General features: G+C 62.2%; 19 protein-coding genes and 1 pseudogene. 12 read left to right on the forward strand and 8 right to left on the reverse strand.

Features of this window, described 5'->3' with window-relative positions; genetic code table 11:
- Positions 1-10: 10 nt before the first annotated feature.
- Together PspCFBP13508_RS12605 and PspCFBP13508_RS12610 are read left to right on the forward strand one after the other, a co-directional pair.
- The gene (locus PspCFBP13508_RS12605; RefSeq protein ID WP_137214701.1) at positions 11-784 is read left to right on the forward strand and encodes an aldolase; all 774 of its coding nucleotides are present in this window, start codon (positions 11-13) and stop codon (positions 782-784) included.
- 174 nt (positions 785-958) lie between these two features.
- A complete protein-coding gene (locus tag PspCFBP13508_RS12610; RefSeq protein ID WP_137214702.1) occupies positions 959-2,527 on the forward strand; it encodes a sensor domain-containing diguanylate cyclase in 1,569 nt (522 codons plus the stop codon).
- A gap of 159 nt (positions 2,528-2,686) precedes the next feature.
- Here PspCFBP13508_RS12610 and PspCFBP13508_RS12615 read toward each other — a convergent pair whose 3' ends face one another.
- A complete protein-coding gene (locus PspCFBP13508_RS12615; protein WP_130909824.1) occupies positions 2,687-3,022 on the reverse strand; it encodes a hypothetical protein in 336 nt (111 codons plus the stop codon).
- A 189-nt stretch (positions 3,023-3,211) separates the two neighbouring features.
- Between PspCFBP13508_RS12615 and PspCFBP13508_RS12620 the strand changes: the two genes are divergently transcribed.
- The 4 genes from PspCFBP13508_RS12620 (at position 3,212) to PspCFBP13508_RS12635 (ending at position 7,945) form a co-directional block, all read left to right on the forward strand.
- A complete protein-coding gene (locus tag PspCFBP13508_RS12620; RefSeq protein ID WP_024013585.1) occupies positions 3,212-3,652 on the forward strand; it encodes a carboxymuconolactone decarboxylase family protein in 441 nt (146 codons plus the stop codon).
- A 252-nt stretch (positions 3,653-3,904) separates the two neighbouring features.
- A complete protein-coding gene (locus tag PspCFBP13508_RS12625) occupies positions 3,905-4,396 on the forward strand; it encodes a sigma-70 family RNA polymerase sigma factor (RefSeq protein ID WP_130909825.1) in 492 nt (163 codons plus the stop codon).
- A 40-nt stretch (positions 4,397-4,436) separates the two neighbouring features.
- Positions 4,437-5,420: a FecR family protein gene (locus PspCFBP13508_RS12630; RefSeq protein ID WP_137214703.1), complete on the forward strand. Its 984-nt coding sequence runs from the start codon at positions 4,437-4,439 to the stop codon at positions 5,418-5,420.
- Positions 5,421-5,518: 98 nt separating this feature from the next.
- Positions 5,519-7,945: a TonB-dependent receptor gene (locus tag PspCFBP13508_RS12635; RefSeq protein WP_137214704.1), complete on the forward strand. Its 2,427-nt coding sequence runs from the start codon at positions 5,519-5,521 to the stop codon at positions 7,943-7,945.
- Positions 7,946-8,035: 90 nt separating this feature from the next.
- On the opposite strand, the gene PspCFBP13508_RS12640 is transcribed toward PspCFBP13508_RS12635, so the two are convergent.
- The gene (locus tag PspCFBP13508_RS12640; RefSeq protein WP_101158826.1) at positions 8,036-9,187 is read right to left on the reverse strand and encodes an MFS transporter; all 1,152 of its coding nucleotides are present in this window, start codon (positions 9,185-9,187) and stop codon (positions 8,036-8,038) included.
- Between the two features lie 244 nt (positions 9,188-9,431).
- Here PspCFBP13508_RS12640 and PspCFBP13508_RS12645 point away from each other — a divergent pair, with 244 nt between their 5' ends.
- The gene (locus PspCFBP13508_RS12645) at positions 9,432-10,412 is read left to right on the forward strand and encodes a diaminopimelate epimerase (protein ID WP_137214705.1); all 981 of its coding nucleotides are present in this window, start codon (positions 9,432-9,434) and stop codon (positions 10,410-10,412) included.
- 153 nt (positions 10,413-10,565) lie between these two features.
- On the opposite strand, the gene codA is transcribed toward PspCFBP13508_RS12645, so the two are convergent.
- The 5 genes and pseudogenes from codA to PspCFBP13508_RS12670 form a co-directional block, all read right to left on the reverse strand.
- Positions 10,566-11,801 carry a cytosine deaminase gene (codA, locus tag PspCFBP13508_RS12650; RefSeq protein ID WP_071172997.1) on the reverse strand — a complete coding sequence of 412 codons (1,236 nt, stop codon included), beginning with the start codon at positions 11,799-11,801 and terminating at the stop codon, positions 10,566-10,568.
- A gap of 13 nt (positions 11,802-11,814) precedes the next feature.
- Positions 11,815-13,086 carry a cytosine permease gene (gene codB, locus PspCFBP13508_RS12655; protein ID WP_056791386.1) on the reverse strand — a complete coding sequence of 424 codons (1,272 nt, stop codon included), beginning with the start codon at positions 13,084-13,086 and terminating at the stop codon, positions 11,815-11,817.
- Positions 13,087-13,277: 191 nt separating this feature from the next.
- Positions 13,278-13,394: pseudogene (locus PspCFBP13508_RS27650) on the reverse strand (metal ABC transporter ATP-binding protein); the annotation flags it as partial.
- Complete coding sequence (gene queD / locus PspCFBP13508_RS12665; RefSeq protein ID WP_007915588.1) at positions 13,391-13,747, reverse strand: 6-carboxytetrahydropterin synthase QueD; 357 nt, start codon at positions 13,745-13,747, stop codon at positions 13,391-13,393. The pseudogene PspCFBP13508_RS27650 and the gene queD, both read right to left, overlap by 4 nt.
- Positions 13,748-13,832: 85 nt before the next feature.
- Positions 13,833-14,912, reverse strand: coding sequence for a patatin-like phospholipase family protein (locus PspCFBP13508_RS12670; RefSeq protein WP_137214706.1), 1,080 nt, complete (start codon positions 14,910-14,912; stop codon positions 13,833-13,835).
- A gap of 291 nt (positions 14,913-15,203) precedes the next feature.
- On the opposite strand from PspCFBP13508_RS12670, the gene PspCFBP13508_RS12675 reads away from it, so the two are divergent.
- Genes PspCFBP13508_RS12675 through PspCFBP13508_RS12690 form a run of 4 tightly spaced genes read left to right on the forward strand, consistent with a single transcriptional unit; the run spans position 15,204 to position 17,805 of the window.
- Positions 15,204-15,512, forward strand: a complete 309-nt coding sequence (locus tag PspCFBP13508_RS12675; RefSeq protein WP_016775414.1) for a PepSY domain-containing protein — start codon at positions 15,204-15,206, stop codon at positions 15,510-15,512.
- The gene (locus tag PspCFBP13508_RS12680) at positions 15,512-15,823 is read left to right on the forward strand and encodes a PepSY domain-containing protein (RefSeq protein ID WP_016775413.1); all 312 of its coding nucleotides are present in this window, start codon (positions 15,512-15,514) and stop codon (positions 15,821-15,823) included. The genes PspCFBP13508_RS12675 and PspCFBP13508_RS12680 overlap by 1 nt, the downstream gene beginning before the upstream one ends.
- 3 nt (positions 15,824-15,826) lie before the next feature.
- On the forward strand, positions 15,827-16,495 hold the full coding sequence (locus PspCFBP13508_RS12685; protein WP_110603823.1) for a response regulator transcription factor: 669 nt from the start codon (positions 15,827-15,829) through the stop codon (positions 16,493-16,495).
- The gene (locus PspCFBP13508_RS12690; RefSeq protein ID WP_137214707.1) at positions 16,492-17,805 is read left to right on the forward strand and encodes a sensor histidine kinase; all 1,314 of its coding nucleotides are present in this window, start codon (positions 16,492-16,494) and stop codon (positions 17,803-17,805) included. Before PspCFBP13508_RS12685 ends, PspCFBP13508_RS12690 begins: the two co-directional genes overlap by 4 nt.
- Positions 17,806-18,009: 204 nt before the next feature.
- On the opposite strand, the gene PspCFBP13508_RS12695 is transcribed toward PspCFBP13508_RS12690, so the two are convergent.
- Positions 18,010-20,157, reverse strand: coding sequence for a methyl-accepting chemotaxis protein (locus PspCFBP13508_RS12695; RefSeq protein ID WP_016775410.1), 2,148 nt, complete (start codon positions 20,155-20,157; stop codon positions 18,010-18,012).
- 414 nt (positions 20,158-20,571) lie between these two features.
- On the opposite strand from PspCFBP13508_RS12695, the gene PspCFBP13508_RS12700 reads away from it, so the two are divergent.
- Complete coding sequence (locus PspCFBP13508_RS12700) at positions 20,572-21,888, forward strand: Na+/H+ antiporter NhaC family protein (protein ID WP_016775409.1); 1,317 nt, start codon at positions 20,572-20,574, stop codon at positions 21,886-21,888.
- The last annotated feature ends 38 nt before the right edge of the window (positions 21,889-21,926 follow it).

A 21,926-nucleotide genomic window follows, 5' to 3' on the forward strand; every position in this document is an offset into this window, starting at 1 on the left:
GAGAATTGCCATGGCGCATATCTTGAGCGGCACTGGCAAAGCCAGACCAAGCGCAACGTTGAACCTGGAAACCGAGGCGATCATCACCGCTCGCAACGAACTCGCTGCGTGCTTTCAACTGGCCGCGCTGCAGGGTCTGGAGGAGGGCATCTGCAATCATTTTTCGGCGATGCTACCGGGGCATGATGATCTGCTTCTGGTCAATCCATACGGCTACGCTTTTTCGGAAGTGACCGCGCAGAATCTGCTGGTCTGTGACTTCGCCGGCAACGTGGTCGCTGGCGAAGGCGAGCCCGAGGCGACCGCGTTCTACATCCACGCGCGCCTGCACAAACAGCTGCCACGGGTAAAAGTCGCGTTCCACACGCACATGCCGCACGCCACCGCGTTGTGCCTGTTGCAAGGCCCGCCGCTGCTGTGGCTGGGGCAGACTGCGCTGAAGTTTTACGGGCGCACAGCGGTGGACGAGGATTACAACGGCCTCGCACTGGACGCATCCGAAGGCGACCGCATCGCCAGCGTCATGGGCGACGCCGACATTCTCTTTCTGAAAAACCACGGGGTGATTGTCGCTGCGCCGACCATCGCCGAAGCCTGGGACGATCTGTATTACCTGGAGCGCGCCGCGCAGGTGCAGCTGCTGGCGATGGCAACCCAACGTGAATTGAAACCGGTGCCTCATGCGATTGCGCAGCGCGCCTATGCACAAATGCGTGAAGGCGATGCGCAAAGTGCTCGCGCGCACCTGACCAGCGCGATGCGGCGGCTGGCCCTGCACAACTGATTAACCGTAAAGAAGCAGTCGTAAATAAATCGACGAAAAGCGATCATCCAAACTCGCGACGCGCCGATAACTGGGCGGGAGGCGGGCGTTTGCCCGGTACATCCCGGTGGGCTACGCTCACACATACAAGGGTTTCGGGCTCGCGCCCCTGTCGTACCTGCCCAGGACATGCTTTTGCCAATCCCCATTCACGATCCGCATCAGGCCCCCGGCACGCTCAAACGGTTGCCGCTTCGCAAAGCGGCGGTGCTGTTTATCGTTGCGGTGAGCCTGTGCCTGTGCGGTCTGCTGTACCTGCAATTGGAGCAGTCGCGGCGTCAGGATCTGGCGGTGGCGAAAATGGCCTCGGGCAACCTGACCCGAGCCATGGCGCAGCAGGCCGAGGACACCGTGCGGGCGGCAGATCTGGTGATGACCAGCCTCGTCGACTGGATTCAGGACGATGGTTACGGGGCGGCGCAGCGCCCTCGGTTACAGCGGATCTTTGCCCGCCGCGCGCAGCAACTGGATCAGTTGCATGGCATCTTTCTCTTCGATCGCGAAGGGCAGTGGGTCATTACTTCGTTCGCCGATCTGCCTCGTGGCAATGGCGTGGCCGATCGCGAATATTTCAGGTTCCATCAGCAGAATGCTTCGACCGTTGCGCACATCGGCCCGGCGATTCGCAGCCGCGAAAACGGCGAGTGGATTATTCCGATTTCCAGACGTGTCAACGATCAACTTGGCAACTTTCAGGGCGTGCTGATGGCCGGTATCCGCATGTCCTACTTCGATCAGTTCTTCAAAAGCTTCAGCCTCGATGACAGCGGCATCATGTTTCTGGCGCTGACCGACGGCACCTTGCTGGCGCGACGGCCCTTTGATGAGTCGCTGATCAACACCTCGGTGGCTCACGGCGAGATCTATCAAACCCTGTTGCCGAACGCTAACGCTGGCACCGCGATGCTCAATTCCGTGGTCGACGGCGTGACCCGCTTGTATGGCTATCGCCAGCTCGCCTCGTATCCGCTGGTGGTCTCTGCTGCGACGTCGCAAGACACGATTTTGCAGGGCTGGTATGACCGCGCCTTTCAGTCCAGCGTGATTGTCGCGCTGGTGATCCTCGGGATTGGCCTGTTCGGCTGGGTGTTCATTCATCAGGTGCGCGACGGCGAGCGTATCGAGAAAAACCTGCGCAAGGCGCAACTGGCGCTGGAACAGATTGCCACCCACGACAGCCTTACCGGGTTGGCCAATCGGCGCTTGTTCGAGCGTTCGCTGGACATTGAGTTTGCCCGGGGCGCGCGGCAGGTCAGCCCGGTGAGCCTGATCATGCTCGATATCGATTTCTTCAAGCGCTACAACGATGCCTACGGCCATGTCGCCGGCGATCAATGCCTGGCGCAGGTGGCACAGGTGGTGAAGGCCTGCTGCCAGCGCAAGTCGGATCTGGCGGTGCGTTACGGCGGCGAAGAATTTGCCGTGCTGCTACCGGACACCGACATCAACGGCGCGCTGGCGATAGCCGGGCAGATACGCCGCAGCGTGATCGACAAGCACATCATCCACAGCGGCTCGCCGACCGGTTATCTCACCGTGAGCCTGGGCTGTTATGCGTTTATTCCGCACGGCAACGACAGCCCGCAGGTGTTTATCCAGCGCGCGGATGCGGCGTTGTATCAGGCGAAAAATGCCGGACGCAATCGCGCGGCGGTGTTTACAGCTGAAGAGGGTTTTGCCGAACTGATGCGTTCGGATCGCTGATTCTTTCAATCAACAGAAATCAGAAGTGGGAGCGAGCCTGCTCGCGAATCGGTGTGTCAGCTTGCATCAAGCTTGGCTGACAGACCGCTTTCGCGAGCAGGCTCGCTCCCACATTGGGTCCTGATGTAAGCAGGACTATCTGGGATGGCTCTTGTTCGTTCAGCCGCCCGTGCCACCGCCCGCACCACCCGTGCCGCCGCCGGCCGAGCCGGTGCCGCCACCCGCGCCGGAACCCGAGCCACTGGCGCCGCCATTGGTGCCCGTGCCGGTGCCCATCCCCGAGCCAGTACCGGTGCCGGTGCCGTTATTGGTTCCGCCAGAACCAGTGCCGCCCGATGGCGAGCCCGGGGTGTTGTCTGGCGGCATGGTCGAGCTGCTGGCGCCGCCGGACTTGGTGCCCGTCGCATCGGTGCTGTCATTGGCCGCGAAGCTGGCGGCGGACGCCGTGGCGAGCAGGCCGGCCAACAATAACGAAGTGAATTTGCGCGTCATCATGGTACGTCTCCTGATAAAGGGGATTACCTGATATTGGTCTTGCGCACTGAAACCTTGGTGCCCGTCGAGTGACGAGCGGTCAGTCGCCGCGCCAAGTGGCCTACCGTTCTTCTGCAACATTGGCTATTTGCCGAAGCACCCCCGGGGACTAACGTAGCCACACATTCAATCGCTACCCCGGAGCCCACCATGCAATCTCGTGCCGATTTCTACACCGCTTCCCCTGATGCCATGAAAGCGATGATGGCGCTGGAAAATGCCGTCTCGAAACTATCGCTGGAAAAGAGCCTGCTCGAACTGGTCAAGCTGCGCTCTTCGCAAATCAACGGCTGCGCATTCTGCATCGACATGCACACCGCCGACGCGATCAAGGACGGCGAAACCCCACGCCGCCTGTTCGCCGTAACGGCATGGCGGGAAGCGCCGTTCTTCAGCGAGCGTGAACGTGCAGCGCTGCTGTGGACCGAGTCGCTGACACAACTGAGCCTGACCCACGCGCCGGACGAAGACTATGAAGTCGTCGCTGCACAGTTTTCGCCGAAGGAACTGGTTGACCTGACCGTGGCGATCAACACCATCAACGGCTGGAATCGCCTGGCGGTGGGCTTCCGCAAACTGCCGCAGGCCTGAAACACTCACGCTATTCCCTTGTGGGAGCGAGCCTGCTCGCGAAGGCGACGTGTCAGTCACCATCATCGTTGCTGACACACCGCATTCGCGAGCAGGCTCGCTCCCACAGGGACCTGCTCAATGCCCATCGGAGCTCGGCGTCGTCGGTGGTTGCACCTTGCGCATCAAGAACACCGTCACAGCGTGCATTGCTTTGTATTAATACGAAGCATTACTATTCACGCCCCTTTCTCACCACGCCGCCCATCCCCCATGCGCTCCCGCAGATCCGGCTTTTTCGAGCATTACGAAGAGTTGATCGGCACCTGGACTCGGCGCCTGCGCAATCGCGCGCAGGCCGAGGATCTGGCGCACGACACCTTTGTGCGGGTGCTCGAGGCGGATTCGGCGGCGGTGCAGCAGCCGCGTGCGTATTTGCACCAGACCGCGCGCAACATCGCGGTTGATGGGTATCGGCGTGAGGATCGGCGCGGCGCCATGGAGTCGGAGGCGGTCGAGGACACTGCGTCGTCAGCGGGCGACCCGGAGCATTACATGCGCGCGATCCAGTTGGCCGACTCCATCGAACGCGCGCTTGCCGAATTGCCGCTCAACTGCCGCAAGATTTTTGTCTGGCAGAAGATCGAAGGCCTGACTCAGGCGGAAATTGCCGAACGCCTGGGGCTGTCCAGGAACATGGTCGAAAAGTATATGATCCGCACCCTGCGGCATTTGCGTGAGCGGCTGGATGGGTTGCAATCATGAGCGCTCGCGTCTTTTCATTCTCAGCCGGACAGGACATTCCATGATGGAAACGGGTGATTGCGCCTGTGGGCAAACGGCGGTGCGTGACGAAGCGGCGGCCTGGTTCGTGCGTCTGCAGGAGCCGGATGTCAGCGTCGAGCAACGCCAAGGCTTCGAGGCCTGGCTGAACGAGCATCCGCAGCACCGCGAAGAATTCCAGTTGCTGCAAGGCTTGTGGACCGCGGCTGATCTGCTGCCGACTTCTCGCCTCAAGGCGCTTGCCGAAACTTCGCCACCTCGCCGCGAACGCCGGCCGTTGCTGCGTTATGCCGTGGCCGCGAGTGTTCTGACCGTGGCGCTGGGACTTGGCCTGTTCAGCGGGCTGAATCATCCGGGCGGATACCGCGCCGAGTTCGCCACGGCGCCGGGCGAGCGCAAGCATGTAGCGTTGCCGGATGGTTCGGTGATCGATATGAACAGTCGCAGCCGCTTGCAGGTGCGTTATGAGCAGGATCGGCGGCTGATCGAATTGAGCGCGGGCGAGGCGATGTTCAGCGTTGAACACGACGCCTCGCGTCCGTTCGTGGTCGAGGCCGGCAGCGGCAAGGTCACAGTCACCGGTACGCGTTTCGATGTGCGCCGCGATGCCACGCAGACCCGCGTTGCGGTGGAGCAGGGCACGGTGAAGGTGCAGGGAAGTGCTGCCCCGGAGAACGAATTCATCAACCTCACCGCAGGCCTCGGCACTGCGGTCGATGCCCAGGGCAAAGTCCTGCCGGCCTACGCGGTCAACCCGGCGGAACTGACCGCATGGCGCAACGGCAAACTGGTGTTCAACAACGCCAGCCTCGGCGAAGTAGCGGCGGAAGTATCGCGCTATCGCGACAAACCGCTGACCGTATCCCAGCCGAACGTGGCCAGCCTGCGCCTGACCAGCGTGTTCAAGTCCGACGACACCGACGCCTTGCTCAAAGCCTTGCCGAGCATCCTGCCGGTGACGGTGCGCACCCTCGCCGATGGCAGTCAGGAAATAATTTCCAGATAGCATTCAGGTTTTTTCCCCGTTCATCGTCTACCTGTTCAACTGCAACTGGTTTGCATTAACAGCCGCACACTCTTGCGATCCACAGGACTCCGTACGACGTGAACATCACCACCCACCACAATAAAAAATCCCCTTGGTTGCCATTGGCTCTCGCGCTGGCGGTCAGCGCCGCGATGCCGTTGGCGTTTGCCGCTGAAGCCATTCATATCCGCGCGCAACCGCTGGGCCAGGCCTTGAGCGAGCTGGGCCAGCAAACCTCGCTGCAGGTGTTTTTCAGCCCCGAACTGGTGGCCGGCAAACAGGCGCCAGCGGTCGACGGCGACCTTTCGCCAGAGCAGGCTTTGCGTCAGCTGTTGCAGGGCAGCGGTCTCGATTATCAGATCAATGAAGGCTCGGTGACGCTCGCCCCAGCCGCCACTTCCGCAGCCAGCAACGGCCCGCTGGAGCTCGGCGTGACCGACATCAAAGTGGTCGGCGACTGGCTCGGTGACGCCGACGCGGCGGTGGTGCAGAACCACCCCGGCGCACGTACGGTGATTCGCCGCGAAGCGATGGTCGAGCAGGGCGCGATGAACGTCAGCGACGTGCTCAAACGCGTGCCCGGCGTGCAGGTCCAGGACTCCAATGGCACCGGCGGCAGCGACATTTCCCTCAACGTCGGTGTTCGCGGTCTGACTTCGCGCCTGTCGCCACGCTCGACCGTACTGATCGATGGCGTGCCAGCGGCGTTCGCGCCATACGGCCAGCCGCAGTTGTCGATGGCGCCGATCTCCTCGGGCAACCTCGACAGCATCGACGTCGTGCGTGGCGCCGGTTCCGTGCGCTACGGGCCGCAGAACGTCGGCGGCGTGATCAACTTCGTGACCCGCGCGATCCCGGAGAAAACCACCGGCGAAATCGGCACCACCCTGGAAACCACGCAGTACGGCGGCTGGAAACACATCGACACCGCATTTCTTGGCGGCACCGCCGACAACGGCATGGGCGTCGCGCTGTTGTATTCCGGCGTCAACGGTCACGGCTATCGCGAGCGCAACAACGGCAACGACATCGACGACGTGCTGCTCAAGACGCACTGGGCGCCGACCGATCAGGACGATTTCAGTCTCAATTTCCACTATTACGACGCCAGTGCCGACATGCCCGGCGGCCTGACCCAGCGTCAGTACGACGACAAACCGTACGAATCGGTGCGTGACTACGACCAGTTCACAGGCCGGCGCAAAGACGTGTCGTTCAAGTGGATCCGCCAGATCGACGAGCGCACTCAGGCAGAAATTCTCACCTATTACACCGACAGCTTTCGCGGCAGCACCATCGCCGCGCGCGATCAGCGCACCCTCAGCTCGTACCCGCGTTCCTACTACACCCTCGGCATCGAGCCGCGCGTGTCGCGGGTGTTCGATGTCGGCCCGACCACTCAGGAAGTCAGCGTCGGTTATCGCTATCTGAAAGAGGCGATGCACGAAGAGTCGAGTCGTCTGGCGCTGGTCAACAACCAGCCAGTAGTCACGCCGACCTCTGACGGCCACGTATTCCAGGATCGCACCGGCGGCACCGAGGCCAATTCGGTGTATGTCGACAACAAGATCGACGTCGGCAACTGGACCATCACCCCAGGCATTCGCTTCGAACACATCAGCACCGATTGGCACGACCGCGCCGTGCTCGACACCGCTGGCCGGCCGGTCCAGGAGAAAAACCGCAGCATCGAAAGCAACGAACCGCTGCCGGCGCTGAGCGTGATGTATCACCTGTCCGATGCCTGGAAGCTGTTCGCCAACTACGAAACTTCGTTCGGCAGCCTGCAATATTTCCAGCTCGGCCAGGGCGGTTCGGGTGACAGCACCGCCAACGGTCTGGAGCCGGAAAAGGCCAAGACCTACGAGATCGGCACGCGTTACAACGATGATGTCTGGGGCGGCGAGGTGACGCTGTTCTACATCGACTTCGATGACGAACTGCAATACATCAGCAACGACGTCGGCTGGACCAACCTCGGCGCGACCAAGCACCAGGGCATCGAAGCCTCGGCGCACTACGACATGGCGGCCCTCGACCCGCGCCTCGATGGTTTGACCGCCAATGCCGGGTTCACCTACACCCGCGCCACCTATGAAGGCGAGATCCCCGGCTTCAAGGGCCGCGATCTGCCGTTCTATTCGCGGCAGGTGGCCACGGTCGGATTGCGTTACGAGATCAACCGCTGGACGTACAACATCGATGGCTTCGCCCAATCGAAACAGCGTTCGCCGGGCACCGGTGTGAATGCGGATGGCAGCTTCAACGGCAATTACATCACTGAAGGCACGGCGGACGGGCAGTACGGCGACATCCCGGGTTACGTGACCTGGAACGTGCGCGGCGGTTATGACTTCGGCGCGCAGGTCTCGAATCTCAAGCTCGGTGCCGGGGTGAAGAACGTCTTCGACAAGCAGTACTTCACCCGCTCCAGCGACAACAACTCGGGGATGTATGTCGGCGCACCGCGCACGTTCTTCGTGCAGGCCAGCGTCGGTTTCTAAAACACAAGATCAAAAGATCGCAGCCTTCGGCAGCTCCTACAGGGGAACGCAAATCCATGTAGGAGCTGCCGAAGGCTGCGATCTTTTGCTTTAGACCTTGAGGACTTTGCCGCCAATCGCCACAGCCACCAGCAACACCGCCATCAGGCCAAAGGCAAAACTCAAGCTGCTGGCATGGGCGACAAAACCGATCACCGCCGGCCCGGCGAGAATACCGGCATAACCCAGCGTGGTAATCGCCGGTACCGCGATGCTCTCCGGCATCACCGTCTGCTTGCCCACCGCCGTGTACAGCACCGGCACGATGTTCGAGCAACCGGCGCCGACCAGCGCATACCCGACCAGCGCCGCTTGCCAGCTCGGCGCGAAGGTGGCGAGAAACAACCCCGCCGCCGCCAACAGCCCGCCGAACAGAATGATCCGTGTCGCACCGAGCTTACGCACGATGCGGTCACCGAGCAGACGGCCGACGGTCATGGTCAGGGCAAACGCTGCGTAACCCATTCCCGCGTAAGCCGTGTCGATCCCCCGTTCCTGAGCGAGGAACACAGCGCTCCAGTCCAGCGCGGCGCCTTCGGTGAGGAACACGATAAAGCACATGCCGCCGATAAACAGCACGATGCCATGGGGAATGGCGAACGCCGGGCCGGAGCTTTCGCTGCCGTACGGCAACATGTGCGGCACGCACTTGAGCAAGGCGCCGATCAGCAACACGACGACGACCAGCATCGCTGCCAGCGGTGTCAGCCCGAGGCCGAGCAGGGCACTGACGCCCGCCGCACCGACAATGCCGCCGAGGCTGAACAGGCCGTGGAAACCCGACATCATGTGCTTGCCGCTGGCGCGCTCGACGATCACTGCTTGCAGGTTCACCGTCGAATCCACCGTGCCGAGACCGGCGCCGAACATGAACAACGTGGCGATCAGCGCCGGGATCGACGACACCGTCGCCAGCAGGGGCAATGCCGCGCAGATCAGCAAGGTGCCGCCGGTGGCCACACGTCGGCAACCAAAACGCGTGGCGAGAATCCCCGCCAGCGGCATCGCCAGAATCGAGCCGACACCCAGGCACAGCAGCAGTAATCCCAGCGTGCCCTCATCCAGCCCGGCTCGTGCCTTGGCGTACGGCACCAGCGGCGCCCATGCGGCGATGCCGAGGCCAGCGATGAAAAAAGCGACGCGGGTGGACATCTGTTGCAGGCGTCCGGGGACGAAGGTGTCTTGGGGGTTGAGGCTGGTCATATCGATCCTTGGCAAAAAAACAACTGCATCCCGAGTGACATTCTGACGGCGTTGAGGTTCGATCTCAGGCCTTTCGGGGCATAACGGTGGACATCCTACCCTGTGGGAGCGAGCCTGCTCGCGAAAGCGGTGGGTCAAATATGGAAATGTCGACTGACCCACCGCCTTCGCGAGCAGGCTCGCTCCCACACTGGTTTGCGGTTTACAGTCGGATTTTCGCCAGCATGGAATACGGGAACAAGGCATGACGAGCTTCTACGACGCACGCGGCAATATCTACGGAATGGTCTCACCCGAAACCTTGCGCGAAGCCGGAATCGCTTTGCCAGCGAGGGCCGTAGAGTGCGCCGTATCCAGGCAGCAATGGAGCGAGGCCGCCATCGCTTTGTGCTGTCACTGGCCCGAAGGCCAGCGCCCGGCCAACAGTAAGCCCCACCGCAGCGACGGCCTGCTGATCGGCCCGTTCCAGGCAGCTGCGCCGTTCGATGTGCTGATCGTGAATACCGACGGCAGTCTCGCCGAACGCAGTGGTAACGGCCTGACGATTTTTTCTCAGGCATTGACCGAGCAAGGCTTGATGGCGGAGCAGGGCGCCGTGCTGCGCGTTCATCATGACAAAGGCGGGGCACTGGAAACCTCGGTGAGACCCGCCGAAGTCGAAGGCGTGCGCGGTTTCTGGCTCGACCTCGGTCAGCCTGGCTTCGGCCCGGAGGCTGTGGGTGCGCAGACGGTTGAAAACGTTCAGTTCAACAATCGCGACGTCAGCCATGTCCAGCCCCTGGCACAACTCGATCCTGACTGGAGCCACAGCCAATTCCTCCGTATCGGCAATCCGCATTGCGTGACGCTGCTAAGCAATCCGGCCATGTTGCCGAGTAACGAGCGGATGCTTGAATCACCGCTGAACGAAAGGCTTACAGCAATCGCCTATGCCATGCCCACCGGTGCCGGAAATCCCTGTCCGGCGGGCGTCAATCTGCAATGGTCCGCGCTGGCTTCGCCGCAGCAAATCCTCGCCCGGGTATTCGAACGTGGTGAGGGACCAACCGCGTCATCCGGCACTAGCGCCAGCGCGGTCGCGTGTGCAGCGTGGCGGGTGGGTTGGGTCGAGGCGGGAGAAGTGCGGGTGGTCATGCCCGGCGGCACCGCACCGGTTTTGCTTGAGGTTTCGCAAGGGGAGTTGCTGCGCGTCAGATTGTTTGGCACGGCGCGGTTGATCGCTTGATTCCGCCGACGCTATCGCTGGGATCTTCTGTGAGAGCGAGCCTGCTCGCGAAGAGGTCGGCACATCCAACATCGAGGCGCCTGGCATGGCGCTTTCGCGAGCAGGCTCGCTCCCACAGGTTTTGCTTTCGGCCCATCAGGTTCAGCGCAATTCTCAGCTGAACTCCACCACCGGCATCTGCCGCTTCATCAGCACCTTGCCGCCGCGAATCGAATACAGCGGCAGGCCTTGGCTGCGGATCACTTCGTAGTCGCTGTCCGCCGAGAGAATCAGCAGGTTCGCCGGGCGGCCCTGTTCCAGTCCGTAACGCTCGCCCAGGTGCATGGCTTTAGCGCTGTTGTCGGTGACCAGATCCAGCGCACTTTGCAGGTTGCGATAACCGAGCATGTGGCAGATGTGCAGACCGGCTTCAAGCACGCGCAGGATGTTGCCGTTGCCCAGCGGATACCACGGGTCGACGATCGAATCCTGACCGAAACACACGTTCATGCCGGCTTCGAGTAGTTCGTTGACGCGGGTGACGCCCCGGCGTTTCGGGAAGTTGTCGAAACGCCCTTGCAGGTGAATGCTTTCGGTCGGACAGGAAACAAAACTGATCCCGGAATGGCCGAGCAGGCGGAACAGTTTGGCGCAGTAGGCGTTGTCATAAGAGCCCATCGCCGTGGTGTGGCTGGCGGTGACGCGGGCGCCCATGTCGCGGCTGCGCGCTTCTTCGGCAAGCACTTCGAGGAAACGTGAATGCGGATCGTCAGTCTCGTCGCAGTGCACGTCGACCAGGCAGCCGGTGCGCTCGGCCAGGTCCATCAGAAACTTCACCGAGCTGACGCCCTGATCGCGGGTGTATTCGAAATGCGGAATGCCGCCGACCACGTCGGCGCCCATGCGGATCGCCTCTTCCATCAGCTCGCGACCGTTGCGGAACGACTCGATGCCTTCCTGCGGGAACGCGACGATTTGCAGGTCAATCAGGTGACGGCTTTCCTCGCGCACTTCGAGCATGGCCTTGAGCGCGGTGAGTTGCGGGTCGGTGACGTCGACGTGGGTGCGCACGTGCTGAATACCGTGGGCGGCCAGGGCCTGAATGGTCTTCTTGGCGCGAGTCTTGGTGTCTTCTTCGGTGATGGTGACCTTGCGCTCGCCCCAGCATTCGATGCCTTCGAACAGCGTGCCGCTCATGTTCCAGCGCGGCTCGCCGGCGGTGAGGGTGGCGTCGAGGTGGATGTGCGGCTCGACGAAGGGCGGCACCACCAGATTGCCGCCGGCATCGAGGTCATCCGGGCCGAGGGTTGGCGCTTCGGTCTGACGGGCGATGCTGTGGATCAGGCCGTCTTCAAGGTGCAATTCGTGCAGGCCTTCCTGGTTGCGCAGGCGGGCGTTGATGATGTGCATCAGGCAAATCCTTTTATAGGTCTTGTAGTGGTGCGCTGACGCGACGGGCGCCGAGCACACCGGTGACGATGACATACGTTAGCGCGGCAGCGGCAATGCCTACCAGCGGCGCGACCCAGGGCGAACTGAACGCAGCGACGGTGCCAACGCCGTAGGCCCCGAGCCCCGGCCAGTTGAACGCCGGCAACCGTGCGTCGGCCAGGCGCGGATAGTGCCCGCGCCAGCGGTAGAAGAAGTCAGCCATGATCACCCCGCCAATCGGCGGAATCACCGTGCCGAGCAGAATCAGATACGGCACCAGCATGTCGTACATGCCCAGTAGCGCGAGCAGCGTGCCGATTACCGCGCCACCGAGGGTCACGGTCTTGCGCCGACCGGTGCGCAGCAGGTTGCAGCCGGCCACGGCGAAGTTGTAGATGGTGTTGTCCTGCGTACTCCAGATGTTCAGCAACAGCATGGCCATCGCGGCCATGGCGAAGCCCTGCAACAGCAGCACTTCAACCACATCCGGCTGTTGATAGACGATCGCGCCATATGCGCCGATCAGCACCATCAGGCCGTTGCCGATGAAAAAACCGATCAGGCTGGCCAGCACTGCCACTTTTGCCGAGCGCGAAAATCGCGTCCAGTTGGTGGCTTGGGTCGCGCCGCTGACGAAGGTGCCGAACACCAGGGTGATCGCTGTCGACCAGTCCAGCGAACCGCTCGGCACCACGCTGAGCAAGCCTTCGAAGCCGCCAACCTTCACGGTCGCTGCCCACATCGACAGCATCAGCAGCAACATCATCGCCGGCACCGCGATGTACGAGAGAATTTCCAGTCCGCGATAGCCGATGTACGCCGTGGCGCAGAAGCCCAGACCGAACAGCACCATCAGGACCAGCACGGTGCTTTCATCGAGATTGAAATACTTGCCGATCACCACCGCTGCCGTTGCCGTGCCCCAGGCGTACCAGCCGATCTGGGTGAAGCCGAGGATCAGGTCGCTGAGCTTGCTGCCGACTTCGCCAAAACAGAAGCGGCCCATCAGCACTGAATTGAGGCCGCTCTTGAAGGCGATGTAACCCAAGCCTGCCGCGTACAGACCGAGCAGCAGGTTGCCGACAATGATCACCGCCATCATCTCGGCGAAACCGAACGCGACCCCCAGCTTGCCGCCGGCAAACATGGTCGCGGTGAAAAACGTGAAGCCCAGTAACACCATCGCCGTCGAGGCCAGGCCTTTGCGCGCGTGCATGGGGACTTCACTGAGCGGGTAATCGTTGCCGGAGGCGTTCTGCGTCATGGGGCAGTCCTTGCTGGAAGGGGAAGACGCAGAAGGGTTGCAGCGGTCGTGCCAAGCGACGCAAGTGACCGAATGTGGAGACGCGACTGGGGTTTTCAGCGCGAAAGCAGTGCACTTAATGCACCAGGAGCCCAATGTGGGAGCGAGCCTGTGATGTGCACGGCAGATGAGTCAAACCTGGCGCCGGACTCTTGTGGGAGCGAGCCTGCTCGCGAATACGGAGTGTCAGTCACCGAATAAATTGACTGGAACGACGCTTTCGCGAGCAGGCTCGCTCCCACAGGGGCGGGGAGAAGTGTGTTGCTTATTCGCCGCGATAAATGCAGCCGCTGGTGCACGTCTCATGAATGCGGATCGCGCTGAGTTCCGGCAGCAATGGCTTCATCTCGTTCCAGATGAATTTGGCCAGCACTTCGCTGGTCGGGTTTTCCAGGCCGGGAATGTCGTTCAGGTAGTTGTGGTCGAGACGCTCATACAGCGGCTTGAAAATCGCTTTGATCTCGGAGAAATCGCGAATCCAGCCAGTGTGCGGATCGAGGTCGCCGCTCAGGTGCAGCGCGACCTTGAACGAGTGACCGTGCAGGCGTCCGCACTTGTGGCCGTCCGGGACGTGCGGCAGGCGGTGGGCGGATTCGAAAGTAAACTCTTTGAAGATTTCCACGGTATTTTCGGCTCTGTTCAGATGGCGTTCGCCGCAGCGATTCGGGCAGGCGGCGAGTTTATCAGCTTGTCTTTGGCCGTGCTGACTAAAGGGTCAGCAAGCGCTCGGCGAGGCGACCGTTGGCCGTCAGTTCGAGGAATTCGTCGCCCAGTCGGCGGCTCTCGTCCATCGCCGTGTGCCAGTATTTCTGCCGGCTCGGCGCATCGCCCATGAAGCGTTTGAAGTCGTTGCGATCGGGCAGTTTGCCGTAGGGCAGGCGCGCCAGATATTCCTTCGACGGCGCGACCAGCAGCACATCCTGCAGACGCTGCACCGAAGCGCGGCGCCAGGGCAGGGTCTTGTCGAACCAGCCGGGAATCACCCGATCGGTGAAATGCGGATAGAGCACGATGCCGTCGCCGCTGTAGGGCAGGTCGAGGTGGTAGTCGAGCAAACCGCCGTCGCGGAACGTACCGGCACCGGCGCCGGGCAGGTAGCGCACGCCTTCCATGACCATCGGGATCGACCCGGACGCGAGCAGGGCCTGGCGCAGGTTGCCGGTGTTGAGGGCAACGAAGCGTGAAGGGAAATCGGTCAAGGCATCAAGCGGCGGGGCCAGGCGCGGATCGTGGATGATCAGCCGTTCGAAGTGCCGCGACAGCCGCGCACGACCGCGCAGGTTGTCGGCGATCACCGAACCCAGCGCCAGACCGAGGCGCCCGCGATGATCCTCGGCGAGGCGGCCTTGGCTTTTCACCACCATGATGTTCAGTCGGTAATCGGGGTTTTCGAGGATGCTCGCATCGCGGCCGTCGAGCAGGTCATTGAGCATGCGCTGCGAGCTCTGGCTGATCTCGGCCATGGTCACGCCTTTGTTGAAATTCTGCTCGGCGTACAGCTGGCCGAGGCGGCGAATGCCTTCGGCGGCGTCCGGCAGGCAGGCGCTGGCGAAGCGCCAGGAACCCACCGAGGCGCCGATCAGCGAACGCTCACGCGGCGCACTCGGCAGCCACTCGCCGAACAACGCCAGATCGAGCCCCTGAATCCCCAACGCCTTCGGCCCACCGGCCGCACCGGGCAGGGTGCCGACGTCAGCGGCGTGCAATCCCTGCGCACGAATCCGCGCCATGGCCCGCGGGCCGGCCTTGAGAGTGAGGGCGGGAAACTTGATGTGGATGGCGGTCATACCGGTCTCGATCGTTAGCAAGCTGGCGATTATAAGCACATGTTGCAGGCCCATGTAGGAGTGAGCCTGCCCCACAAGGGGGGCAGACGCAAACCAGTGTGGGAGCGAGCCTGCTCGCGAAAGCGGTGGGTCAGAAACATCGTTGCGGCTGACACTGCGCCTTCGCGAGCAGGCTCGCTCCCACAGGGGACCTTGCCAGCAATGGGGCACAATGATGGCCATTCAGTTTCAGTTAAGTTGACCCCGCTATGGTGCCCACCGTAAGCAACATATAAGAATTCGGAGACACCCATGAAAACCCTGACTGCCCTGACCACTGCCTCGATCCTCGGCCTTGGCGCCAACACTGCGCTGGCGCGCGATCTCGGACCCGACGAAGCGCTTCGTTTGCGCGACGCTGGTACTATCGTCTCCTTCGAGAAGCTCAACGCCATCGCGCTGGAAAAACACCCCGGTTCGGAAATCACCGAAACCGAGCTGGAGGAAGAGTACGGCAAGTTCATTTACCAGATCGAACTGCGCGACCCGAAAGGGCTGAAGTGGGATCTGGAACTGAACGCGGTCGATGGTGAAGTGCTCAGGGATCATCAGGATACGTAATGAAGCTGAATAGTCGCGCCACCCGCCTCACGGCGCTGGCGCTGGTGTTGTTGTGCAGCACGGCCATGGCTCGCGACCTCGATCAGGACGAGGCGCTGGCCCTGCGTCGCGATGGCGTGATCCTGCCGCTGGAGCAAGTGCTGCAGCAGGCCATGGATCGCTACCCCGGCGCCAAGCTGCTGGAAGTCGAGCTGGAAGAAAAACACGACGTGTACATTTACGAAGTCGAATTGCTGACGGTCGAGGGCGTGGCGCGCGAGCTGCACCTGAAGGCCGATACCGGCGAGTTAGTCAAAGACAAGGAAGATTGATCGATGCGTTTGCTTCTGGTGGAAGACCACGTACCGCTGGCCGACGAACTGCTCGCCGGCCTGCAACGCCAAGGCTACGCGGTGGATTGGCTGGCCGATGGCCGTGACGCGGTGTATCAGGGCAGCAGCGAGCCCTATGACCTGATCATCCTCGACCTCGGCCTGCCCGGCGTACCGGGGCTGGAGGTGTTGGCGCAGTGGCGCGCCGCCGGTCTGGCGATTCCGGTGCTGATCCTCACCGCGCGTGATTCCTGGGCCGAGCGCATCGAAGGGCTGAAGGCCGGCGCTGACGATTACCTGACCAAACCGTTCCATCCGGAAGAGCTGTACCTGCGCATTCAGTCACTGTTGCGCCGCTCCAAGGGCCAGGCCAACCAGCCGACCCTGCAAGCCGCCGGCCTGCATCTGGACGAAGGTCGCCAGTGCGTGGTTCGCGACGGCGCCGACATTCAGCTGACCGCCGCTGAATTCCGTCTGCTGCGCTATTTCATGCTGCACCCGGAACAGATCCTCTCGAAAAGCCACCTCGCCGAACACCTCTACGACGGTGAGACCGAGCGCGACTCCAATGTCCTCGAAGTCCACGTCAACCACCTGCGGCGCAAGCTCGGCAAAAGCGTGATCGAAACCCGTCGCGGTCAGGGTTACCTGTTCGGCGGGCAAGCTTCATGAGGTCAATCCAGCGCCGTTTGAGCCTGGGTTTGATCAGTGTGATGGTGATCGTCGGTCTGGTACTGGCGCAAACCAGCCTGTGGTTGTTCGAAGTCGGTTTGCAGCGCTACCTCGAAGCCGGCCTGCGCAACGACAGCGAAAGCCTGCTGGTGGCGCTGGTGCGCGGCCCGCAAGGTTTGCAATTGGATGAGCGGCATCTCTCGCCGGCCTATCAGCGGCCGTTTTCCGGGCATTACTTTCGCATCGATTTTTCCGACAGCCACTGGCGTTCTCGCTCGCTGTGGGATCAGGAACTGCCGCTGCTGCAACACCCGGGGCTGCACAGCAACCTGCAACTGGGCCCGGGCGGGCAACGCTTGCTGATACTGCGCTCGGACTATCGACGCCTGGGTCAGTCGATCTCGATCAGCGTCGCCCAGGATTACACGCCGGTCAGCGACAGTTTCCAGCGCATGCGCCAGATCGGCCTCGGTCTGGGGCTGGCGGCGTTGCTGCTGATTCTGTTCCTGCAACGCCTGACCGTGCGCCGCGCGCTGAAACCGCTGGAACGCGCGCGCGAGCAGATCGCTCAGTTGCAACAGGGCCAGCGCTCGCAACTCGACGATCAGGTGCCGGTGGAACTGGAGCCGCTGGTGGCGCAGATCAACCATTTGCTCGCCCACACCGAAGACAGCCTCAAGCGCTCGCGCAATGCCTTGGGCAACCTCGGCCACGCGCTGAAAACCCCGTTGGCGGTGCTGCTTAGCCTGGCCTCCAGCGACAAGCTCGATGACCATCCCGAGCTGCGCAAAATTCTCAAGGAACAACTGGAACAGGTGCAGCAGCGCCTCAATCGCGAACTCAATCGCGCGCGGTTGTCGGGGGATGCGCTGCCCGGCGCGTTGTTCGATTGCGATGCCGAGCTGCCGGGGTTGCTGGCGACCTTGAACATGATTCACGGCGAGCATCTGGCCTTGAGTTACGTCGCACCGCCGGGCTTGCAGCTGCCGTGGGACCGCGAGGACTTGCTGGAACTGCTCGGCAACCTGCTCGACAACGCCTGCAAATGGGCCGATGCCGAGGTGCGCTTGAGTGTGATCGAAAGGTCTGACGGCTTTGCCTTGAGCGTGGAAGATGACGGCCCGGGGATTCCCGAGGAGCAGCACACTCAGGTGTTCAGCCGTGGCACGCGGCTGGATGAGCAGACCCACGGGCATGGGCTCGGCCTTGGGATCGTGCGGGATATTGTCGATACGTGGGGTGGCTTGCTGGTGCTGGGCGAAAGCGAGTGGGGCGGGTTGAAAGTGGTGATTGAACTGCCTCGGCGGTGAGCCCTTGAAAAGCCCCTCACCCTAACCCTCTCCCAGAGGGAGAGGGGACTGATTGTGTTGTTCTTGAGAGATGCACCCACTTGAAATCCGAGTCGAACTCAGGACTTGAATGGCATGAAGATCGGCTCCCTTTCCCCCTCGCCCCCCTTGGGGGGAGAGGGCTGGGGTGAGGGGGGATTGGAACTGACACCCCGCACTTGTGCATCAAACGCGAAACTGATCCATCAACCGCTGCTGCTGATTCGCCAGGCTGTTGAGCGACTGGCTGACCCGCGCCGATTCATTCGCCTGTCCGGACAGCGACTCGGTCACATCGCGAATCGTCGCCACGTTGTTGTTGATCTCCTCAGCCACTGCGCTCTGCTCTTCGGCGGCGCTGGCGATTTGCAGGTTCATGTCGCTGATCACCGTCACCGCATCGCCGATCTGCCGCAGCGCCGTCACCGCCTGGCCAACCTGCTCGACACTGCCCTGGGCCTGACGATGGCTGTTGCCCATCGAGCCGACCACTTCCTGCGTGCCGTTCTGCAGTTGCTCGATGACCTGGCGGGTTTCCTCCACCGACTCCTGAGTGCGGCGCGCAAGGTTGCGCACCTCATCCGCGACCACGGCAAAACCGCGTCCGGCTTCACCGGCGCGGGCGGCTTCGATGGCGGCGTTGAGCGCCAGGAGGTTGGTCTGCTCGGCGATGGCGCGGATGGTTTCCAGCACTGTGCCGATCTTCTCGCTGTTCGCAGCCAGCCCTTCGACCTGAACCATCGCGGCGCTCATGTCGGCGGCGAGGGTGTCGATGCTTGCGGTGGTGCGGTCGATCACGGTCAGGCCCTGACGGGTGGCGCGGTCGGCGTCCTTGGCAGCTTCGGCGGCCTGCGCGGCGCTGCGTGCAACGTCCTGGGCAGTGGCGCTCATTTCGTGGGACGCGGTGGCGACCTGATCGACCTGGCGATATTGCTGCTCCATGCCGGCGCTGGTCTGAGTGGCGATGGCCGAGGACTGGTCGGCAGTGTTGCGCGCGTCCTGCACCGAGCGTTTTACCTCGGCAATGATCGGCTGCAACTTGTCGAGGAACTTGTTGAACCAACCGGCCAACTGGCCCAGTTCGTCCTGCTTGTCGTAGGCCAGACGCCGGGTCAGGTCGCCTTCGCCGCTGGCGATGTCTTCAAGCATGTGCGCCACACCGAGAATCGGCTTGGTCACGCTGCGCGCCATCAGCCACACCAGCAGCAGACCGATCAGCGCGGCGAGCAGGCCCAGGCTCAGTTCGATCAGCGTGCCCGAGGTATTGCTCGCATCCAGTTGCTGCTTGAGCGCTTCGGCGCGGCTGACCAGGACTTTCTCCGGCACATCGAGCAACACGCCCCACGCCGGTCCGTCGGGAATCGGCTGGAACGGCGACAGCACCTTCAACTGGCCGTTGCTGTGCAGGCTGCTCACGCCAGTGCTCGCGGCGAGCAGGCGCAGCAACTCGCTGCCGCTGGCCTGATCCACCGCATCCAGGCGCTGGCTGAGTTTGCCGGCATCCGGGCTGTAACCGGCGAGCAGGCCGGCGGGGCTGACAATACTGACGGCGGTCTGGCCGTCATACAGCTTGCGGCTGGCGTTCTGGCTGATCGCTTGCAGGCTGTTGAGATTGATGTCGACCGACAGCGAGGCGATGACTTTGCCATTGACCTGCAGCGGGAAGACGATGCTGGTCATCAGCACTTTGTGGCCGTCGATGACATAGAAGTACGGCTCGATCACGCACGGTTTGAGCGTGGTGCGCGGGCAGGTGAACCAGGCGTTGGCGGCCTGACCGCTGGGGCCAGTGCTGGTGTCGCTCATGTCGCTTTCCGGCAGCGCCATCGAGGTGACTTTGCCCGGGGTCGGCTGCGACCAGTACAGGGCAAAACGGCCCTTGTCGTTGCTGCCCAGTTCAGCCTGATCGGCAAACAGTTCGTCCTTGCCGTCCAGCGCATTGGCTTCGAACACCAGCGACAGGCCGAGCAGGTCCGGGTTGGCTTGCAGCGCGGATTTGACCTGACGGGTCATGTCCTCGCGCAGGTCGAAGGCATCGAGAAAGCGCTTCTCGGCCTGCTCACGCAAAAACAGCACCTGGCGCGAGAAGCCGTGGCCGTACTGATAGGCGTCCATGAATTGCTGACGAATGCCGGCGGCCTGCACCTCGCCCTGCGATTCGATACGCGCCTGCGCCGACTCGGTGAGCATCTCCATGCTCGAGGCCTTGACCAGCGCCGAGCTGTGTTCCATGCGATACAGCGAAAGACCGACCAACAGGGTCACGATACCGGCCAGGCAGAGGCCGGCGAGCAGGGTGATTTTCCATTGGATGGAAAGTTGTCTGAGCGACATGGAGAACATCCTTATCCGATAAATATCTGAGACTTTGCACTGTAGCGGCCGCGTTTCGGCTTTCTTTATGCCGTGAGCGCAATATGACCGATTGCCGCATGCGGGGGCTGTGGTCCTGTCCTGTAGTCCTGTAGTCCTGTAGTCCTGTGGTCCTGTGGCGAGGGGATTTATCCCCGTTCGGCTGCGAAGCAGTCGTGACACCTGCGTATAGGGTTGATTTGAAGTTTGCCGGGGGCGGCTTCGCCACCCAACGGGGATAAATCCCCTCGCCACAGGGCTTTGACACCGCCGCCACTCTGCGGCACAGTGCGCGCCCTCTAACAAGACCCTCTGTACACATCCGCCGGCCAACCCGGGCGGACTCATCCTGTCTGGCGGTGTGTTTTCACCCGCAGTGTTTTTTGAGGTAGTGAAATGAATGCAGTCATAGCAGCCGTCGGCGTCATGCTGATCCTCAGCCTGTCGCGCGTGCATGTAGTGATCGCGCTGATCGTCGGGGCGCTGGTCGGCGGCCTGACCGGCGGTCTGGGCATCGACGCAACACTCAAGGCGTTCAACAGCGGTCTGGGCGGCGGCGCGACGGTGGCGTTGTCCTACGCCTTGCTCGGCGCTTTCGCCGTGGCGATTGCCAAATCCGGCCTGGCCCATGCGCTGGCCGACAAGGCCCTGGCCATGGTGGATCGGCAGCATGCAACCGGCGGCGGTAACGTCAAATGGCTGCTGATCGGCCTGCTCTGGGTGGTGGCGATTGCCTCGCAGAACATCCTGCCGATCCATATCGCGTTCATTCCGCTGCTGGTGCCGCCACTTCTATATGTACTGACCAAGCTGCAACTCGATCGCCGTCTGATCGCCTGCGTCATGACCTTCGGCCTGATCACCCCGTACATGTTTCTGCCGGTGGGCTTCGGCAACATTTTCCTCAACGAAATCCTGCTGGCCAACGTTGCGCGCAGCGGCGTCGACATCAGCGGCATCAATGTCACCCACGCCATGGGCATTCCGGCGCTGGGCATGGTTTTCGGCCTGGCGATGGCGTTCATCAGCTATCGCAAGAAGCGCGTGTATGACCTGGCGAAGATCGAACAGGTCGAACAGACGGCGGTGCAATACAACCCGCTGAGCCTGATGATTGCCGGTGTGGCCATCGCTTCGGCATTCGTGGTGCAGTTGCTGCTGGACTCGATGATTATCGGCGCTCTGGTCGGGTTTCTGATTTTCTCGGTGTCGGGCATCGTCAAATGGCGCGAGACCGATGATCTGTTCACCGAAGGCATGAAAATGATGGCGATGATCGGCTTCATCATGATCGCCGCCTCAGGCTTTGCCGAGGTGATGAAGGCCACCGGGCAGGTGCAGACGCTGGTCGAATCGTCGGCGGCCTGGATCAATCACAGCAAAGGCGTCGGGGCTTTGTTGATGCTGCTGGTGGGCTTGCTGGTGACCATGGGCATCGGTTCGTCGTTCTCCACCGTGCCGATTCTGGCGGCGATCTTCGTGCCGTTGTGCGTGCAACTGGGCTTCAGCCCGATCGCCATCGTCTGCATCGTGGGCACTGCCGGCGCGCTGGGCGATGCCGGGTCGCCAGCCTCGGACTCGACCCTCGGCCCGACCTCGGGTCTGAACATCGACGGCCAGCATCACCACATCTGGGACACCGTCGTACCGACCTTCCTGCACTACAACCTGCCGCTGCTGGTGTTTGGCTGGGTTGCGGCGATGGTTCTGTAAGAATCCACAATTGCCCCATGTGGGAGCGAGCCTGCTCG

This window comes from Pseudomonas sp. CFBP13508 (genome assembly GCF_005233515.1).
GTDB lineage: Bacteria > Pseudomonadota > Gammaproteobacteria > Pseudomonadales > Pseudomonadaceae > Aquipseudomonas > Aquipseudomonas mercuritolerans.

Bases quoted from the DNA above. Each gene is read 5' to 3' on its own strand.
- PspCFBP13508_RS12670 (WP_137214706.1), bottom strand. From the start codon at position 14,912: ATGACCGCCATCCACATCAAGTTTCCCGCCCTCACTCTCAAGGCCGGC.
- codA (WP_071172997.1), bottom strand. From the start codon at position 11,801: ATGCACATCATCAACGCCCGCCTGCGCAACCAGGAAGGCCTGCACGAA.
- PspCFBP13508_RS12690 (WP_137214707.1), top strand. From the start codon at position 16,492: ATGAGGTCAATCCAGCGCCGTTTGAGCCTGGGTTTGATCAGTGTGATG.
- PspCFBP13508_RS12625 (WP_130909825.1), top strand. From the start codon at position 3,905: ATGCGCTCCCGCAGATCCGGCTTTTTCGAGCATTACGAAGAGTTGATC.
- PspCFBP13508_RS12695 (WP_016775410.1), bottom strand. From the start codon at position 20,157: ATGTCGCTCAGACAACTTTCCATCCAATGGAAAATCACCCTGCTCGCC.
- PspCFBP13508_RS12605 (WP_137214701.1), top strand. From the start codon at position 11: ATGGCGCATATCTTGAGCGGCACTGGCAAAGCCAGACCAAGCGCAACG.
- PspCFBP13508_RS12675 (WP_016775414.1), top strand. From the start codon at position 15,204: ATGAAAACCCTGACTGCCCTGACCACTGCCTCGATCCTCGGCCTTGGC.
- PspCFBP13508_RS12620 (WP_024013585.1), top strand. From the start codon at position 3,212: ATGCAATCTCGTGCCGATTTCTACACCGCTTCCCCTGATGCCATGAAA.
- PspCFBP13508_RS12615 (WP_130909824.1), bottom strand. From the start codon at position 3,022: ATGATGACGCGCAAATTCACTTCGTTATTGTTGGCCGGCCTGCTCGCC.
- PspCFBP13508_RS12685 (WP_110603823.1), top strand. From the start codon at position 15,827: ATGCGTTTGCTTCTGGTGGAAGACCACGTACCGCTGGCCGACGAACTG.
- PspCFBP13508_RS12700 (WP_016775409.1), top strand. From the start codon at position 20,572: ATGAATGCAGTCATAGCAGCCGTCGGCGTCATGCTGATCCTCAGCCTG.
- PspCFBP13508_RS12630 (WP_137214703.1), top strand. From the start codon at position 4,437: ATGATGGAAACGGGTGATTGCGCCTGTGGGCAAACGGCGGTGCGTGAC.
- PspCFBP13508_RS12640 (WP_101158826.1), bottom strand. From the start codon at position 9,187: ATGACCAGCCTCAACCCCCAAGACACCTTCGTCCCCGGACGCCTGCAA.
- PspCFBP13508_RS12645 (WP_137214705.1), top strand. From the start codon at position 9,432: ATGACGAGCTTCTACGACGCACGCGGCAATATCTACGGAATGGTCTCA.
- codB (WP_056791386.1), bottom strand. From the start codon at position 13,086: ATGACGCAGAACGCCTCCGGCAACGATTACCCGCTCAGTGAAGTCCCC.
- PspCFBP13508_RS12680 (WP_016775413.1), top strand. From the start codon at position 15,512: ATGAAGCTGAATAGTCGCGCCACCCGCCTCACGGCGCTGGCGCTGGTG.